The organism is Buttiauxella sp. BIGb0552 (genome assembly GCF_004366275.1).
Classification (GTDB): Bacteria; Pseudomonadota; Gammaproteobacteria; order Enterobacterales; family Enterobacteriaceae; genus Buttiauxella; species Buttiauxella gaviniae.
Map to the genome: position 1 here is coordinate 23,535 of NZ_SODY01000003.1, position 17,877 is coordinate 41,411.

Genomic DNA, 17,877 nt, shown 5'->3' on the forward strand with positions numbered 1-17,877 from the left:
ACCTGATCTTTTATCCTTAGGATAGTAACCACAACAAATGAAGTGTTAAGGTCTGATAATAAATCATGAGCGGCACAAAATCACAAAGTGCAATCGATATAAATTAAATGATTAAAATCAAATTATTACAAAAATAATCACTCATTGTGATTATCAATAACACTCATACATCTATAACTTTTTCTCAATGAAAATAATTATTAACATTTTCTAAAACATTGCTTTAGCGTGGCTTAATTTGCGCTTTCATACAATCCTGTCTATATCTTCATTAACCCCGAATTGAAATGATACATAAGTATGAATCGCAAATTTATATGAGTTAACGCCCCGCCAGACACCAACATTTATCAATAATGTTAGTCGTTAATATTCTGACGGCGGGACTCGTTTGCTTAAAATTTCATACTTTAATGAGTTCATTTTAACATTTCGTTCCGGGGAAAATTATTCGTATGCATAAGCAGAGCTTAAGGCTGCCCCAGTTCCACACCGAATGGAGTGACAACAATGCGTTCAATATCAATCATCTCAAAGCTAACGGGCGTAACGAATAATGTCGAAGCCTCTGAAATTACGCTAACAGCTCCTTCTATTGTCGAACTTAAAGCCGAACGCTCTGATATCGCCAGCATCACTCGAACTAACCAGGATATGGTTATCACTCTTCGTGACGGCGAAGTCATTACCGTTAAAAATTTCTACGCTTTCGCCGATCAGGGCGGCAACCAGCTGGTGCTAGAAGACAACCATGGTGCTTTGTGGTGGGTGCAGGATACAGACTCTGCTTTTCACTTCGAACATATCAACAATATCGATGAACTCATGGCAGCCACAGGTGCAGAAAACCACGGTGGCGCTGCCATTTGGCCATGGGTTTTAGGTGGCGTCGCTGTTGCGGGCGGTATTGCTCTTGCTGCGGGTGGCGGGGGCGGAGGAGGTGGTGGTGGAGATAATGATAAAGGCAATTCCAATGGAGGCCCGGGCAATCCAAACCCGCCACCTCCAGCCAATGACGTCACGCCCCCTGCTGCACCAACAAATTTAAATGTTTCAGCAGATGGTAAAACGATCACAGGCAAAGCTGAACCAGGCAGTACAGTGACAATTACAGATCCTAGCGGCCAAATTATCGGAAAAGGCACCGCTGGCAGCGATGGCACTTTCACTATCCCGCTAAAAAACCCGCAGATCAGCGGTGAAGATCTGACAGCTCATGCTACCGATCCTTCCGGAAACACAGGCCCTGATGCCACGGTCATTGCACCTAATATTCCATTACCGGATGCACCTACACTCACCAATGTGGTGGATGATGTCGCCCCAGTACTAGGCACCGTCCCAAAAACTCAATCTACTAACGATAATACACCAACGCTTCAGGGCACCGGCAAGGCCGGAACAACCGTTCATATTTATGATGGCGGCAAAGAAATTGGCACCGCAGTCGTTGATGCTAGCGGCAACTGGAGCTACACCCCAACCACCGCGCTATCTGATGGCTCGCACTCATTTAGTGTTACGGCAACCAATGCCAAAGGTGAAAGTACTCACTCGCCAAGTTACACGATTACCATCGACACCGTAGCACCCGAAGCTCCCGCAGTTGATCAGCTACAAGATGATGTCGGTAGTATCAAAGGATCTATCGTTAGCGGTACATATACCGATGAAACCGCTCCAATAATCCACGGCACTGGCGAGGCAGGTGACAAAGTCACCATCTTTGATAACGGCATTCAGATCGCTCAGATCACGGTTGGTAGTGATGGAAAATGGAGCTTCACCCCAACTCAACCGCTCGCCGACGGCAATCACACCATCACTCTGATTCAAACCGATCCTGCAGGTAACGTTAGTAAAACCACGACCAGTCCGACATTTATCGTCGACCACACGCCTCCCTCTGCCCCCACTGACTTACGGGTTTCCGATGATGGGCTGCATGTCACCGGCAAAGCAGAGCCGGGTAGTACAGTAACCATTACCGATGCCAACGGAGAAGTACTCGGCTCCCCTATCGCTGATGACAATGGCAATTTCACAATCACACTTTCGACACCAAAAATTAGTGGAGAAGAACTCACTGCACATGCCACAGACACGGCAGGTAATACGGGTCCTGATAGCACTGTTGTTGCACCCAACATCCCACTACCGGATGCTCCAACACTCACCAGTGTGGTTGATGACGTTGCGCCAGTAACAGGCACCGTACCGAATAATGCCCCACTCGCCCCGACCAACGATAATACTCCGACGCTGCAGGGCACAGGCCAGGCGGGGACAACCATCCATATTTACGACAACGGTCAAGAAATTGACACCACAGTCGTCGCTGCCAACGGTAGCTGGTCCTTCACGCCAACCACAGCACTTGCTGATGGCTCTCACTCTTTTAGTGCCACCACCATTAATGCTAAAGGTGAAAGCGAACCTTCGGGAAGTTACACGATAACTATCGATACCGTTGCCCCGGAAGCACCTGAACTCGCGCAACTACAAGATAATACTGGAAAGATTACCGGTGTTATCACTAATGGTATGCCGACTGATGAAAACCAGCCGGGGATCCACGGAAAAGGCGAGCCAGGCGATAAAGTCACCATTTTTGATAATGGCGTGCAGATCGCTCAGGTCACCGTTGATGGTAGTGGCAACTGGACCTTCACCCCTTCCCAGCCTCTTGCCGACGGCACCCACACCATTACGTTGATTCAAACCGATGCGGCGGGGAACATCAGTAGCACCACAACCAGCCCGACGTTTACTGTCGACCACACGCCTCCCTCTGCCCCCACTGACTTACGGGTTTCCGATGATGGGCTGCATGTCACCGGCACGGCGGAGGCTGGCAGCATTATTACCGTCACCGACGGGAATGGCGTGGTGCTGGGAACAGGCACTGCGGATATCAATGGAGTATTTGATGTTAACCCACTAACGACGGCGCAAACCAACGGCGAAACGCTGGAAGTCACCGCAACAGATAAAGCCGGTAACACCGGGCCAGAAGCGCCGGTTGATGCCCCCGACTCCACACCACCCGACGCACCGGTCATTTTGAATGCCGACGATAATGTCGGTGATCTCCAGCAGCCGGTACTCAGCGGCGGTATTACTGACGACACGACCCCCACCTTCCACGGAACGGGTGTCGATGGCGATACCATCAAGCTCTACAATGGCAGCACTTTACTTGGCGTCACAACCGTTTCGGGCGGAGTCTGGAGCATCACCCCAACCGTGGCGCTGGCAGACGGCCCATTAAATCTGACCGCAACCGCGACCGATGCAGTCGGTAACATCAGTGATCCTTCGGCCAATTTCGCCTTGACCATTTACACCACCCCGCTCACCGAACCAGTGGTAACGGGCATTGTGGATGACGTTGGGGCGATTCAAACCCCGCTGACCAATGGCAGTTTCACGGACGACAAAACGCCAACCTTTAACGGCACAGGCACCGCTGGCAGCACAATTAATATTTATGATAACGGTGGAACCACGCCGATTGGCACAACCGTTGTCGCCCCGGATGGTAGCTGGTCAATTATGCTGCCAGAACTTAGCGAAACGCAGCATTCTCTGACTATCGGTGCGACCGATCCTGCGGGTAATTCCGTCGGGCCATCAGCACCGATTGTCATTACGGTCGATACCACGCCACCATCAGCACCTGAAATCACTCAGCCCGTTGAAATTACGGGGACGACAGTCACCGGCACTGCCGAACCAGGCAGCACCGTCATTATTAAAGACGCAGGTGACCAAGAAATCGGCAGAGGGACGGCTGACAGCAGCACCGGCGCATTCACTGTTAATATTTCCCCGGCACAAACCGCGGGTGGAACGCTGACTGCCGTTGCTCAGGATCCTGCCGGAAATACCAGCGATTCAACCAGCTTCAATGCCAGCAACTCCGGCCTGCCGCAACCGCCTGTCATCACGCTGCTTGTTGATGACCAAGCTCCTGTCGTTGGGAATGTCAGCAACGGGCAATCTACCAATGACACGCAGCCAGAAGTTCACGGGACGGCAACACCTGATGCGACCGTGAATCTCTATATTGATAACAACCCACTCCCGATAATTATCTCAGTGGACGGCAGTGGAAACTGGAGCTACCAGCCCCTTATACCATTGCTACAGGGCCAACATACCTTCACGGCAACTCAAACAGTCCTCGGAGAAACCAGCGGATTTACCGTCAACTTCACCGTCACGATTGATACTGCGGCGCCTGACGCGCCTGCGATCACAGGTGTGGTGGATGACGTCACGCCAGGAACAGGTGAGCTAACAAACAATCAGGCGACCAACGATCCGCGCCCAACCATTCACGGCACCGGTGAAGCCGGTACAACAGTGACCATTTTCGATAATAACAACCCACTGGGCACCGCTCTGGTTGGCACAGATGGAACCTGGACATTCACATCAGGCTCGAATCTGCCTGATGGCGAACATATCTTTACCGCCCAGGCGACGGATCTGGCCGGGAACGTCGGGGGCGTATCGACAAGTTTTACAATTGATATTGATGCGACCGCACCTGCTGCGCCAGTTATCACCGGTGCAGTTGATAATAATGACACTCTGCAAGTGCCGGTGCTCTCCGGGCAATCAACCAACGACACCACGCCGATTCTCAGCGGAACAACAGAACCTGATTCCACCATTACCATTAGTGATAACGGCACGGTGATTGGCACATTCCTTGTCGATGGAACAGGTATCTGGAGCTACACGCCAACGGCTCTGGGTGAAGGAAGCCACAGTTTCACCGTCACCGCCACGGACGCCGTGGGCAACGTCAGCACAGTATCAAATACCTATACCGTGATTGTTGATACCACCCCACCCGCCGCGCCAACCGGATTGCTGGTCACAACGGATGGTCTGCATGTCACCGGCACGGCGGAGGCTGGCAGCATTATTACAGTCACCGACGGGAATGGCGTGGTGCTGGGAACAGGCACTGCGGATATCAATGGAGTATTTGATGTCAACCCGCTGACGACGGCGCAAACGAACGGCGAAGCGCTGTTGGTCAGTGCCACAGATGCAGCAGGTAACAAAGGCCCAAATACCGGCGTGCTTGCGCAGGACAACACCGACCCTCTCGCGCCAACGGATTTGGCCGTTAACGACGATGGCACAATCGTCACGGGGAATGCCGAACCCGGCAGCACAGTGACGGTTAGCGACAGTAACGGCAACCCACTGGGCGACGGAAAAGCCGGGGATGACGGCAGCTTTAGCGTCACTATAGCTCCCGCGCAAACCAACGGCGAAACGCTGGAAGTCACCGCAACAGATAAAGCCGGTAACACCGGGCCAGAAGCGCCGGTTGATGCTCCCGACTCCACACCACCAGTGGTTCCGGTCATCGACTCGGTGAATGACGATGTTGCCAATATCACGGGCAATCTGAACAACGGCGATACCACTAACGACAACAAACCGACGCTGCAAGGCACCGCTGAACCGGGTGCAACCATCAACATCTATGACAACGGCGGAACCACGCCAATCGGCACCGTTACCGCCGATACTGGCGGCATCTGGAGCTTCACGCCGACAACGGCGCTGGGACAAGGACTGCATAACCTGACTGTCACCGCGACGGATGCCGATGGCAACACGAGTCCTGCATCTTCATTTACGCTTACCGTTGACTCAATTGCCCCACAAGCCCCGGAGATCACACTAATCAGCGATGACGCTTCGCCGATAACCGGCTCGGTACCGAATAACGGTTTCACCAATGATTCAACCCCGACGCTAAGCGGGACCGGTGAACCCGGCACTGAAGTGACCATTACTGATGGCGGAGCCATTCAGGAAACGGTCACCGTTAACGCATCAGGTACCTGGACTTTCACCCCTTCCCCGGCGCTCGATGACAAAGAGTACCATTTCACAGTGACATCCACTGACGCTGCGGGCAACACCACCGCGCCGTCAGCCGAGTTTGTGATTACCGTCGTCACCACCACGCCAGACACTCCGACTATCGACAGTGCGGTTGATGATGTGGGCAGCATTACGCTCCCTCTTCTGAACAATGCATCAACGGATGACACCCTACCAGAACTAAGCGGCACCGGGCCTGCGGGCACAACTATTACTCTTTATGACGGCAACACCCCGATTGGCACCTTCGCAGTGGGTGACGATGGGCTGTGGAGCATCACGCCTGACCACCCATTGACCGAGGGCCAGCACAATCTGCATGCCGTCGCAACTGACGCTGCGGGCAACGCAAGTCTGCTTGCCGACTTTAATTTAACTGTAGACACCACCCCGCCAGATGCGCCATTGATCCTCGCAGCGGAAGGCGTTGTTGGCGGTGCTGCCGCCACGATTAACACCGGTGGCAGTACGCAGGATGGGACGCCAACACTGACGGGCTCCGGGGAAGAAGGGGCGACAATCAATATCTATGACAACGGTGGCACTACGCCGATTGGCACAGTTATCGTTCCAGCAGGCGGCACATGGTCATTCGATCTTGCGCTGAGTGAAGGCCCGCATAGCCTCACCGCGGTCGCGACCGATCCGGTGGGCAATGTCGGGCTTCCGTCTGCGGCCTTTACCCTGATCGTCGATTCTTTAGCACCGTTGGCACCCACCACATTCACGGTCATTGATGACCAGGCTCCAGGCCTTGGAGTCATCGCCAATAACGGCAGCACCAACGACACCACGCCAACTTTTACCGGCACTGGTGCCACTGCGGGCGATACCATTGCGCTTTACAACGGGGTGCTAAAACTCGGCGAAACCACGGTGCGGGCAGACGGCTCGTGGAGCGTTGACCCAACCACGCCGCTCACTGCGGGAACCTATACACTGACCGTCAAGGAAATCGATGCGGCGGGCAACGCAAGCCCGGCGTCGACTGATTTCACCTTTACGGTCGATCTCACGCCATCTGCTGCACCGGTCATTAGCCTCGCTGTTGATGATGTCGGCGGCAGAACGGGCGATGTATTGAATAACCAGATCACCGATGACAACAAGCCCGTCTTCCAGGGCACTGGCGAAGTCGGCGATACCATCACGCTGTATAGCGGCACCACGGTCATTGGCACGGCAGTTGTGGTCGCCGGTGGAACCTGGTCCCTGACGCCAACGGGAACGCTGCCGGAAGGGCTGCAAAGTTTCACCGCGACGGCAACCGACGCGGCAGGCAATATCAGTAACCCATCAGCAAACTTTACGCTCACGGTCGATAGCACGCCGCTCACCGCCCCAGTGGTGACTGACATTGTTGATGATGTTTCACCGATCACCACTTCGCTAACCAGTGGAAGTTACACCAACGACACTACGCCAACCTTCAACGGTACGGGTAAGGTTGGCAGCACCGTCACCATTTATGATACCGATGGTACAACCGCACTTGGCAGCACTACCGTCGGTGCTGGTGGCACATGGACGATTGCCCCAACGCTTACGGAAGGCAATCACGATCTGGTAATCAAAGCCACCGATCCTACGGGCAATAGCGTAACCGCTGCAGCACCGATCACTCTGCACGTAGATACCCTGCCACCACCAGCGCCGATTGTCACAAGCCCAACCGATCAAACGGGTACCCTCGTCAGCGGCACTGCCGAACCTGGCAGTACGGTCATTATCAAGAACAGTGGTGGAACTGTTTTGGGCACTGCCGTCGCCGATCCGGGAACTGGCGCATTTACCGTGACGCTCTCCCCTGCACAAACCACTGGTTTGCAGTTAACCGCAATTGCTCAGGATTTAGCAGGCAACCAAAGTACTGGCACACCATTCTCGGCCGTTACTTCTAATGCGCTACAGCCGCCAACTATTGAGGTGTGGGATGACGTCACGCCAAATACTGGCAATCTGACTAGCGGGCAAAGCACCAACGATAACTTGCCGACGCTCAGAGGCGTGGCTGGAAGCAATGCCGACGTAACGGTCTATATTGATGGGATCGAACAACCACCGGTTACAGCCGATGCATCAGGAGTATGGACTTACCAGTTTACAACTCCGTTGTCAGAGGGTCAGCATACCTTCGCCGTTAGCCAGGACAACGGCAGCCTGTTTAGCGGCAAATCACCAAACTTTGTGATTACTGTTGATACTGTTCTACCAACGCAACCCACCATCACTACCGTCACCGACGATGTAGCCCCGATTACTGGAACCGTTAACAGCGGCCAGGCCACCAATGATCCTCGCCCAACGATCACCGGCAGCGGTGAAATTGGGTCAACTATCACGATCCTTGATAATGGCACGTCGATCGGCACCGCCGTAGTCGGCACTGGAGGGACATGGACCTTCACGCCGACCACCGATTTGGGACAGGGCTTACATCCGATAACCGTCACTTCAACTGATGCGGCCGGTAATGTCAGCGCACCTTCTGCTGGCTTCTCGGTAAACGTTGATACGCTCACAACAGCGCCTGTGATCAGCAGTGTCACTGACAACGTAGGAACACCTGCGCCAGTCATTTCTGGCGTACCGACCAATGACAACACACCAACCTTTACCGGAACAGCCGAGGCGAATTCCACTATCACCATTAGCGAAAACGGTAACGTTATCGGTACTGCCCTGGTTGATGGCACAGGTAACTGGAACTTCACTCCGAACCCAGCGCTAACTGATGGCAGCCATAATCTGACCATCATCACCACGGATACCGCGGGCAACGTTAGCACGGCAACCACCTTTAATGCCGTCATTGATACAACGGCACCGATAGTTCCGGCTATCACACTGGTCGTTGATGATCAGACTCAAGTGGGCAATGTCACGCTGACAAGCGGGCAATCGACAAAAGACACCCTGCCAACCTTAAGCGGCACCAGTGAAGCCAATGCCGTTATTACGCTCAAAGATGGCAATACGATTGTTGGTACGACGACGGCTAATGGAAATGGCGAGTGGTCTCTGGATCCGACCACTGCACTCGGCCAGGGCAGCCACAACCTGACCGTCACCGCCACGGACGCGGCAGGGAATATCAGTAATCCATCTTCCGCCTTCACGGTCGTTGTGGACTCCGTCGCCCCAACCGCACCGTTAATTGTGACGGTTACCGATAATACCGCGCCAAATATTGGGCCGATCACCAGTGGCCAGCCGACCAACGAAACGCGCCCTGCTATCACCGGTTCGGGAGAAGTGGGCTCCACCATCAAAATTTACGATGGCAGTAACCCTACTCCGCTTGGCACCGCAACTGTTGGCTCTGGCGGGACCTGGAGCTTTACCCCACCAACCGCGTTAAGTAGCGGCTCACATAATCTGACCGTGACCGCAACAGATGCCGCAGGCAACGTGAGTGCGCCATCGGCCATCTTTAACGTGGTGGTTGATTTGGCCGCACCGGGTACTCCTGCTATTACCAATATTGCAGACGATGTGGGTACTGAAAAAGGTGATTTAACCAGCGGCCAATCCACTGATGACACCCTGCCACTGATTAGCGGTACGGCAGAAAACGGCGCGAGCGTAAAAATCTACGACAACGGCACGCTGATTGGCACCGTTAACGCCAGCGCCACAGACGGAACATGGAACTTTACGCCACCAGTGGGTTCACCGCTCACTAATGGCAACCACGCATTTACCGTGACCGCAACGGATAGCGCGGGCAACGTCAGCTCACCGTCTAATACTTTCAATATCATCGTCGATACGGCGGCACCGACGGCACCGATTGTTATTCAGGCGTTTGATGATGTCGGCCCGGTCACTGGCGCACTGGTCAATGGGCAGTCGACCAACGACAACCAGCCGTTGTTGAGCGGGACGGCGGAAGCCAACTCGATAGTGAGTATTTCTGACAATGGCGTGTTTCTCGACACAGTGACTGCCAGCGCGACGGGCACCTGGAGCTATACACCGCCAGTCCGGAACGATGGTCAGCATATCTTTACGGCAACCTCCACCGATGCGGCGGGTAACGTCGGGGCTGTCTCTGGCAGCTTCACGCTGACAATCGATACCAGCACACCGGTAACGCCTGCGCTGCCAACTGTGTATGACGATGTGGCAGGCGGCGTGTTTAACGCCAACCTCACGAATGGGCAAGTCACTAACGATGCGCGCCCAACGATCAGCGGCACGGGTGAAGTGGGCACAACTATTACCATCCTCGATGGCGGCACACCGATTGGCACCGTAACGGTTCCTGCTGGCGGCAGTTGGACCTTTACGCCGACCACGCCACTGCCGACGGGCTTGCATACCATCACCCTTACCGCAACGGATGCTGCGGGGAACGTCAGTGGCCCGACAGCCGGTTTTGCCATTACCGTCGATACCACAGCCCCAACCACACCGGTTATTTCGTCAATTGTTGATGATGTCGCTGGCGGCGTGGCGAATAACGCGCTCGGTAGCGGGCAAGTCACCAACGACAACCGACCAACGCTCAACGGCACAGCAGAAGCGGGATCGACGGTCAACATTTACGATAACGGTGCGCTGTATACCACCGTCATCGCCGATGGCAGCGGCAACTGGACCTACACTTCACCAACGGCAGTACTGGCAGAAGGCAGCCACACCTTCACCGTCACCGCGACCGATGTGGCGGGCAACATCAGCACCACGTCGCTGCCATCGGTGATTGTGGTTGATATCACGCCACCAACCGCACCAACGGGCATGACCGTTAATGGAACGGGAACCATCGTGACCGGGAATGCCGAAGCAGGCAGTCTTGTCACGATTACTGGCAGCGGAGGAGTCGTTCTCGGCACCGCGACGGCTGATGGCACAGGCAAATTTAGCGCATCAATTTCACCTGCACAAACCAACTCGCAAGCCCTGTTCGCCACAGCCCAGGATGTCGCGGGTAACACCGGCGCTTCTGCCGGGTTTAGCGCACCGAACACCGCATTACCGGGCGTGCCGGTGATCACCAGCATCCTGGATGATGCTGCGCCAGTGACCGGAGGTGTGGCTAACGGGCAAAGTACCAACGATGCCACGCCAACCATCAATGGCACGGCAGACGTCGGTGCCACCGTCAGTATCTATAACAATGGTCAGTTGATGGGGACCGTCGTAGCAACGAACGGTACCTGGAGTTATACACCTGGCACGCTCACTGATGGATCTCATGCCTTTACTGCAACGGCCACCAACGTCAACGGCACCGGTAGCCCATCAACGGCAATTACCGTTACCGTGGATACCATCGCGCCACCGACGCCAACGGCAACCATCAGTGCTGATGGCACCACTATCAGCGGTACTGCCGAAGCCAACAGCACAGTAAACATCACGCTACCTGGTGGCACTGTTATCACAACCACGGCTAACGGCAGCGGGGCGTACAGCCTGACACTGCCAACGCGTGAAATTGGCGGCGAGCAGCTTTCAGTGACCGCCAGCGATGCCGCAGGCAACACGTCGCCATCCGTCACCGCTACCGCACCAACTCTGCCACTGGCCGCCAATGACAACGTGATTGATTTGGCACTGAGCAGCACTGCGACTGTCTCGCCACCGGTCCATTACAACGACTATGGCGTGCTATTAGTCGGTGCGCTGGGCAACTCAGTACAGGTGCTCGGCAATGACACGGCGCAAGTCCAGTTTAACGTGGGCGCAGGAACCGGGAATATCACGATTGAAGCTGCCGCAACCGGCATCGTGCTGACGCTGCTCAACTCGCTGGAAGTGGCCGTTCAACGGTTCGATTCCGGCACTGGCACATGGAGCACCGTTTACGACTCATCGCAGGCACAATTTGCCAACCTGTTAACCATTGGGGCCAGCGGCATTACGTTCAAAATCGATAACCTGCCTGAAGGCACTTATCGTGTGCTGAGTTACAACACTAATCTGCTGGCGACCGGTTCACTAACCAGTCTCGACGTCGCCGTTGAGCAAGTTGGCCCAGGTGTTGTGACGGGTGAAACATCGCATCAGGGGAACGTCATAACCGATATCGACCCGAGCGGTGGGCAGGATACCGCCCCGGCAGGTACGGTTGTCACATCGGTCACTAACGCACAGGGGCAAGTACTGGTTGTTGGCGCAGGCGGTGCCGATATTAATGGCTTGTACGGCACTCTGCATATCAACCAGAACGGCAGTTACACCTACACGTTGAATAACACCACGGCGGCAGTACTCGGGCATACCGAAAACTTCAGCTACACCATCACCCAAAACGGTATCAGCGACACCGCTCAGTTGGTGGTCACACTCGGTAATGGCGCGCCAGCCAGCAGCGTAACGGCAACGGATAACACCGCGGCACTGACCTACAACACCGATGTGGAAGCAGTAAACCACGGCGCATCCCAGCAAAGTGGCTTCTCGGTGGTTTCTGTGGGGCTGGGGAATGTGCTGAACGCGAACGTGCTGGCTAACATGGCCAACCCGATAATCTTTGATGTCGATGATGGCTCCACGCGCACCATGACGTTACAGGCAAGCGTTGGCGGCGTGGCATTGCTGTCAACCTTTGACCTTTACGTCTACAAGTTCAACGATGTCACCCAGCAATATGAGCAATATAAAGTGGTGAATACCTGGCTGACCGCGCCGTTGCTGGGCGGGACGTCAGGGCAATTAACCCTCACGTTACCGGGCGGCGAATATCTGTTCCTGCTTAATAACGCCACGGGCGTAACGGCGCTGACCGGCTACACCCTGAATATCTTGCAGGATCATACTTATGCGGTGGAAAGCGTCACCGCGACGACAAACGGTAATGTATTGACGGATGACGTCTTTACCGCAGGTAACACCGGCCACATCACGCAGGTCAACGGCGTCGCTGTTGCGGCCAGCGGAACAACCACTATTGTTGGCGAATACGGCACGCTAACTATTGATGCCGCAGGGAATTACACCTACAAGCTGAACAGCGGCTTGGGTGCCGACAGCATCAAAACGCCGGACAGCTTCGTTTATACCGTGACTTCATCTAACGGCGATACCGACTCCGCATCGCTGAATATCACGGCTACCCCACATACCGTGGATGCGTTTAATGACATCAGCGGCGTGATGGCGGTTAATACGGCACAAACTACGGCGTTTTATTCGGATACGACTGTAGGAAACGCAACATGGACGACCTCGCTATTATTCGGCACCCATGGCGATGGCAGCGGCACCTTTGTGGTAGGCAACAATGATGTACTGCATAACCCGATACTGCATTTCAACGTTGTCTCCGTATTGGCTCTGGGCGGTGTATCAATCAACTGGACAATCTCAGACGGATTAGGCTTTACCAGAAGCGGTACGATAAATGGTTCCGCGCTCTTAGGAGGCACAGCGAATGTCGATCTCAGTGGCCTGGATTTGCATTCAGGAACCTGGACACTGAGCTACACCGGCAACGCGGGCGCGCTGACGGTTGGCGATATCACCATCACTCCATCGGTCACCGGCACCACTATCGATCTGGACAGCTACTCAACGCTTGCGGGTAGCTCGGTCAACGGCAATATCTACGACGGTAGCAACTCCTCAGGTGCGATTGACCAACTCGGTACCGTTCACACGTTGCTCAGTATTACCGGTTTCAACGGCACGACCACGACGCTCAACCCACTGACGGACAGCAGCTCCACCGCCACGATTCAGGGGCATTACGGCACGCTGGTTATGGGGCTTGATGGCGCGTACACCTACACCCTCAATGCAGGTGTTTCGCCTGCGTCAATGACCACCAAGGAGACATTTACTTACACCCTGAACGACCAGAATGGCCATTCCGACACGGCGACGCTAACCATCAATATGAACCCGCAATTTGTCAGCACCGCGCAAGGCGATGTGATTAACGGCTCAGCTTATGGCGACACGCTTGTTTATCATCTGCTCAACAGCGCAAATGCGACAGGCGGCAACGGTGCCGATACCTGGAAGGACTTCCATATGGCGGATGGCGACAAAATCAATATCCACGACCTGCTTACCGGCTGGAACCCGGCAACATCCAACATCGCCAACTACTTGAGCGTTAGTTACAACGGTACCAGCACAGTCATCTCCATCGACCGTGACGGCACCGCTGCAACCCACAGCCCAACCCAACTGGTCACACTGGAGAACACCCACGTCACGCTCGATGAGCTGGTGCAACAGAACCACATTATTACCTGATAGCCAAGAATAACCCGGGCGCAAAGACGCCCGGGTAGAACAGTAAAAAACAGCAGTCCGTAGGTCGGATTAGCGAAGCGACATCCGACACGATCACAACAGCAATGACAGCACCAATTTGAACGTAATGACTTTTAAAAGGGATAAATTATGGGAAAATTACAGCCTGTCGCTTTGTGGCTGACATGCAGCCTGTGTGTAGCCCAAACATATGCCGATGACACTCCACAGTTCATTACGCCTGAGGGACTTGCCCAACAGCATGAGCTCCCCTCTCTTGACGGCTCATCAAGCCTGCCGTTAAACGCCCCTGCGCCCGGAACGCTGACTCTCAACGATGCGGTAAACCGTGCTGTTACCTGGCACCCCGCCATTAATGAAGCTATCGGCAAACTTGCCGGTCAGTCCGAACAAGTCAATGTCGCAAAATCAAAATACTATCCGCAAGTTAGCGCGGGTGTGAATAACGGCTACAGCAACAGTTACACCGACAGCGGATTCAGCCCATCGCTGGTGCTGTCGATTTCCCAGATGCTCTACGACTTCGGCAAAGTCTCAAGCCAGGTACGCGCCGAAAGCGCTGGTGTTGCCCAGGAACAAGCGAATGTACTGGTCAGCATTGATAACGTGGGGCACGACACCGCCACCGCCATGGTTCAGGTGCAGATGTGGCAACAAATGGTCGATATTGCCAAAGAGCAACTGGATGCCCTGAGCGCCGTCGGCCATTTGACGCAGCAACGTAACGACGAAGGCGCTACGTCCATGTCAGACGTAGTACAAACCAACGCCCGTATTGAATCCGCCCGTTCGCAGTTAATTCAATACCAAGCCAACCTCGACAGTGCCCAGGCCACGTTAATGAGCTGGCTGGGGTGGAACAACCTCAACGGCATCAGCAATGACTTCCCAAACAAACTCACCAAAAGTTGTGATATCGACAAACCCGATGACCGCTTAGTGCCTGCCGTTCTGGCTTCATGGGCGCAGGCCAGTGTCGCACAGGCCAACCTGGATTATGCCAATGCGCAAATGACCCCGACTATCTCGCTGGAGCCTCAGGTTCAGCACTATCTGAATGATAAATACGCCAGCCACGAAGTGTTGGATCGCACTCAATATTCGGCGTTTATCAAAGTCGAAATGCCGCTTTACCAGGGCGGTGGTTTAACCGCACGCCGTAACGCCGCAAGCCATGCGGTGGAAGCGGCGCAATCAGGCGTTCAGCGCACGCGTCTGGATATTCGCCAGAAACTGATGGAGTCACGCAGCCAGGCTCTCGGCCTGATGGGGGCGATTCAGGTTTTACAACGCCAGGAAGAGTTAAGCGCGCAGACACGTGAATTGTATCAGCAGCAATATCTCGGTTTAGGCTCGCGCCCGCTGTTAGATGTGCTCAACGCCGAACAGGAAGTTTACCAGGCGCGATTCGCACAGCAGCAAACCCTCAGCCAACTTCATCAATTGCAGCTCAATTGCCTGTATAACAGCGGCCGGTTGCGTAACGCATTTGGTCTGGAACATCGCACTATCCAGTCACTGGAGATCCAGCCATGAGCCAAATTCCCCCTCCTGTTGATGAGTCACTTACCGAGCAGGCGCTAAGCAACTGGGCGCATGCCATCAGCCACGTTGCGGCGCACTACCGCGTGGTCTGCTCACCCGGCACTATTCAGGCCAATGCCCCGTGGTTCAGGGGCAAAGGCATGCTATCTGCACTGACGCAGTTATCACGCCAGGCGGGGCTCTCTTTTAACCTGTTAAGCGCCCCGCAGCTTGCCATTACCCAGTGGCGCTTGCCGGTGGTGGTGGACTTAAAAAGTGGCCAACTGGCGGTTATCGAACATTTTGATGGCGAAGATACCGTTGATATCTGCGTGATTGATAACGAACGCCAGACCAACCGAGTGGCGCTTAGCGAACTCCTGCCGCAAATACGCTTTGTTGCCGCCCTGCGCCCGCTCTCGGCATTAAAAGACAGCCGCGTAGACGCGTATATTTCGCGCTTCAGCCCGGACTGGCTAAAACAGCTGGTGATGCAGGATGTTCGTCCTTATGGCCCGGTAATGCTGGCCGCATTCCTGGTCAACGTGCTGTCGCTGTCCGGGATTATCTTCTCAATGCAAGTCTACGACCGGGTGATCCCGGCGCAGTCTTACCCCACTCTTTACGTACTGGGATCGGGCGTGTTACTGGCGGTGATCTTTGGTTTCCTGCTGCGCGTGGCGCGCGGGCATATTATGGATGTGCTCGGTAAGCGGGCGGATATTCGCGTCTCTGACCGGGTTTTCAGCCATGCGCTACGCCTGCGTAACAGCGCGGTGCCCCGCTCCACCGGCAGCTTTATTTCCCAGCTTCGCGAACTCGAACAGATCCGCGAAATGATCACATCATCGACGATCTCAACGATCGTCGATTTGCCGTTCTTTTTTATGTTTATCATCGTGCTGGCGATCATCGCCCCGCAACTGGCCTGGATAGCGCCGGTCGCCGCCGTGTTGATGGTTTTGCCCGGCATCCTGCTTCAGAAAAAACTGGCGATGCTCGCCAACCAGTCTGCGCACGAAGCGACTTTGCGCAATGCGGTGCTGGTGGAGAGTGTGCAAGGGCTTGAAGATATCAAACTGATGCAGGCGGAAAACCGCTTTCTGCAACAGTGGAATAGCTACATCCGTATTACGGCGGAATCTGGCCTGCGCACTCGACAACTCTCCCAAGGTTTGATCAGCTGGGGAATAACCATTCAAAGCCTGGTGTATGCAGCGGTGATTCTGTTTGGCGCGCCGCTGGTCATTGAAGGCGATATGACAACCGGTGCAATGGTTGCCGCCTCAATGCTCGCGTCACGCATGATTGCGCCAATGGCAAACCTGTGTGGCGTGCTGGCTCGCTGGCAACAAGTCAAAGCCGCGAAACAAGGGCTGGACAGCATTATGCAACTGCCTGTCGAAACCCAGCGCGATGAAAGCCTGGTGCACCAGGATATCTTCCACGGTCACTATCTGTTTGAAAACGCACAGTTCCGCTACCACAGCGACGACCAGCGTATTCCGCTGCGCATTGCCCATTTAGAAATCCAGCAAGGCGAAAGAGTGGCTGTGCTGGGGCGCAACGGCGCAGGTAAATCCACGTTGCTTCAGGCTTTAGCGGGCGGTGTCGACCTGGTGAATGGTGATGTGCGCCTCGACAACCTGAGCATGACGCAAATTGATATGGCCGATTTGCGGCGCAATATCGGTTTCTTGAGTCAGAACGCTCGGCTGTTTTACGGCACGCTGCGTGAAAACCTTACCCTCGGCGCACCGCATGCCAGCGATGAAGCTATCTTCGAGGTGCTTGAAATTAGCGGCGCAGGCAACTTTGTTAAGCACCTGCCGAAAGGGCTCGATCACGGCATTATGGAAGGTGGTGCCGGGCTTTCTGGCGGCCAACGCCAGTCTATTTTGCTGGCCCGCATGCTGCTGCGCTCCCCCAATATTGTGCTGCTCGACGAACCGACAGCTTCCCTTGATGACCACACCGAACGTGAATTTATTCAGCGCCTGGGGCAATGGCTTGGCAACCGCACGTTAATTGTCGCCACACACCGGGTGCCGATGCTGGAGCTGGTGGAACGTGTGCTGGTTCTGAAGGAAGGACAACTGGTGATGGATGCACCAAAGGCGCAAGCACTGAGCAACAGCCGCGCTACCGGGCAGCCAAACGAACGGGAGTGGAAAAATGAAAACCAGTCAGCATGATGCC

General features: G+C 54.8%; 3 protein-coding genes. All 3 read left to right on the forward strand.

The genetic code is table 11. The features are described 5' to 3' along the window. Positions 1-510 precede the first annotated feature (510 nt). The 3 genes from EDF88_RS09140 to EDF88_RS09150 all read left to right on the forward strand — a co-directional run bounded on the left by EDF88_RS09140 (position 511) and on the right by EDF88_RS09150 (position 17,873). Entirely contained in the window at positions 511-14,133 is a 13,623-nt protein-coding gene (locus EDF88_RS09140; protein WP_134184230.1) for a BapA/Bap/LapF family large adhesin, read from the forward strand. Positions 14,134-14,283: 150 nt separating this feature from the next. Next, a complete protein-coding gene (locus tag EDF88_RS09145; protein WP_134184232.1) occupies positions 14,284-15,690 on the forward strand; it encodes a TolC family outer membrane protein in 1,407 nt (468 codons plus the stop codon). Continuing rightward, on the forward strand, positions 15,687-17,873 hold the full coding sequence (locus EDF88_RS09150; protein ID WP_134184234.1) for a type I secretion system permease/ATPase: 2,187 nt from the start codon (positions 15,687-15,689) through the stop codon (positions 17,871-17,873). The genes EDF88_RS09145 and EDF88_RS09150 overlap by 4 nt, the downstream gene beginning before the upstream one ends. Positions 17,874-17,877: the final 4 nt, after the last annotated feature.

Excerpts from the sequence above, each read along its gene's own strand:
- EDF88_RS09140 (WP_134184230.1), top strand. The coding sequence starts at position 511 with ATGCGTTCAATATCAATCATCTCAAAGCTAACGGGCGTAACGAATAAT.
- EDF88_RS09145 (WP_134184232.1), top strand. The coding sequence starts at position 14,284 with ATGGGAAAATTACAGCCTGTCGCTTTGTGGCTGACATGCAGCCTGTGT.
- EDF88_RS09150 (WP_134184234.1), top strand. The coding sequence starts at position 15,687 with ATGAGCCAAATTCCCCCTCCTGTTGATGAGTCACTTACCGAGCAGGCG.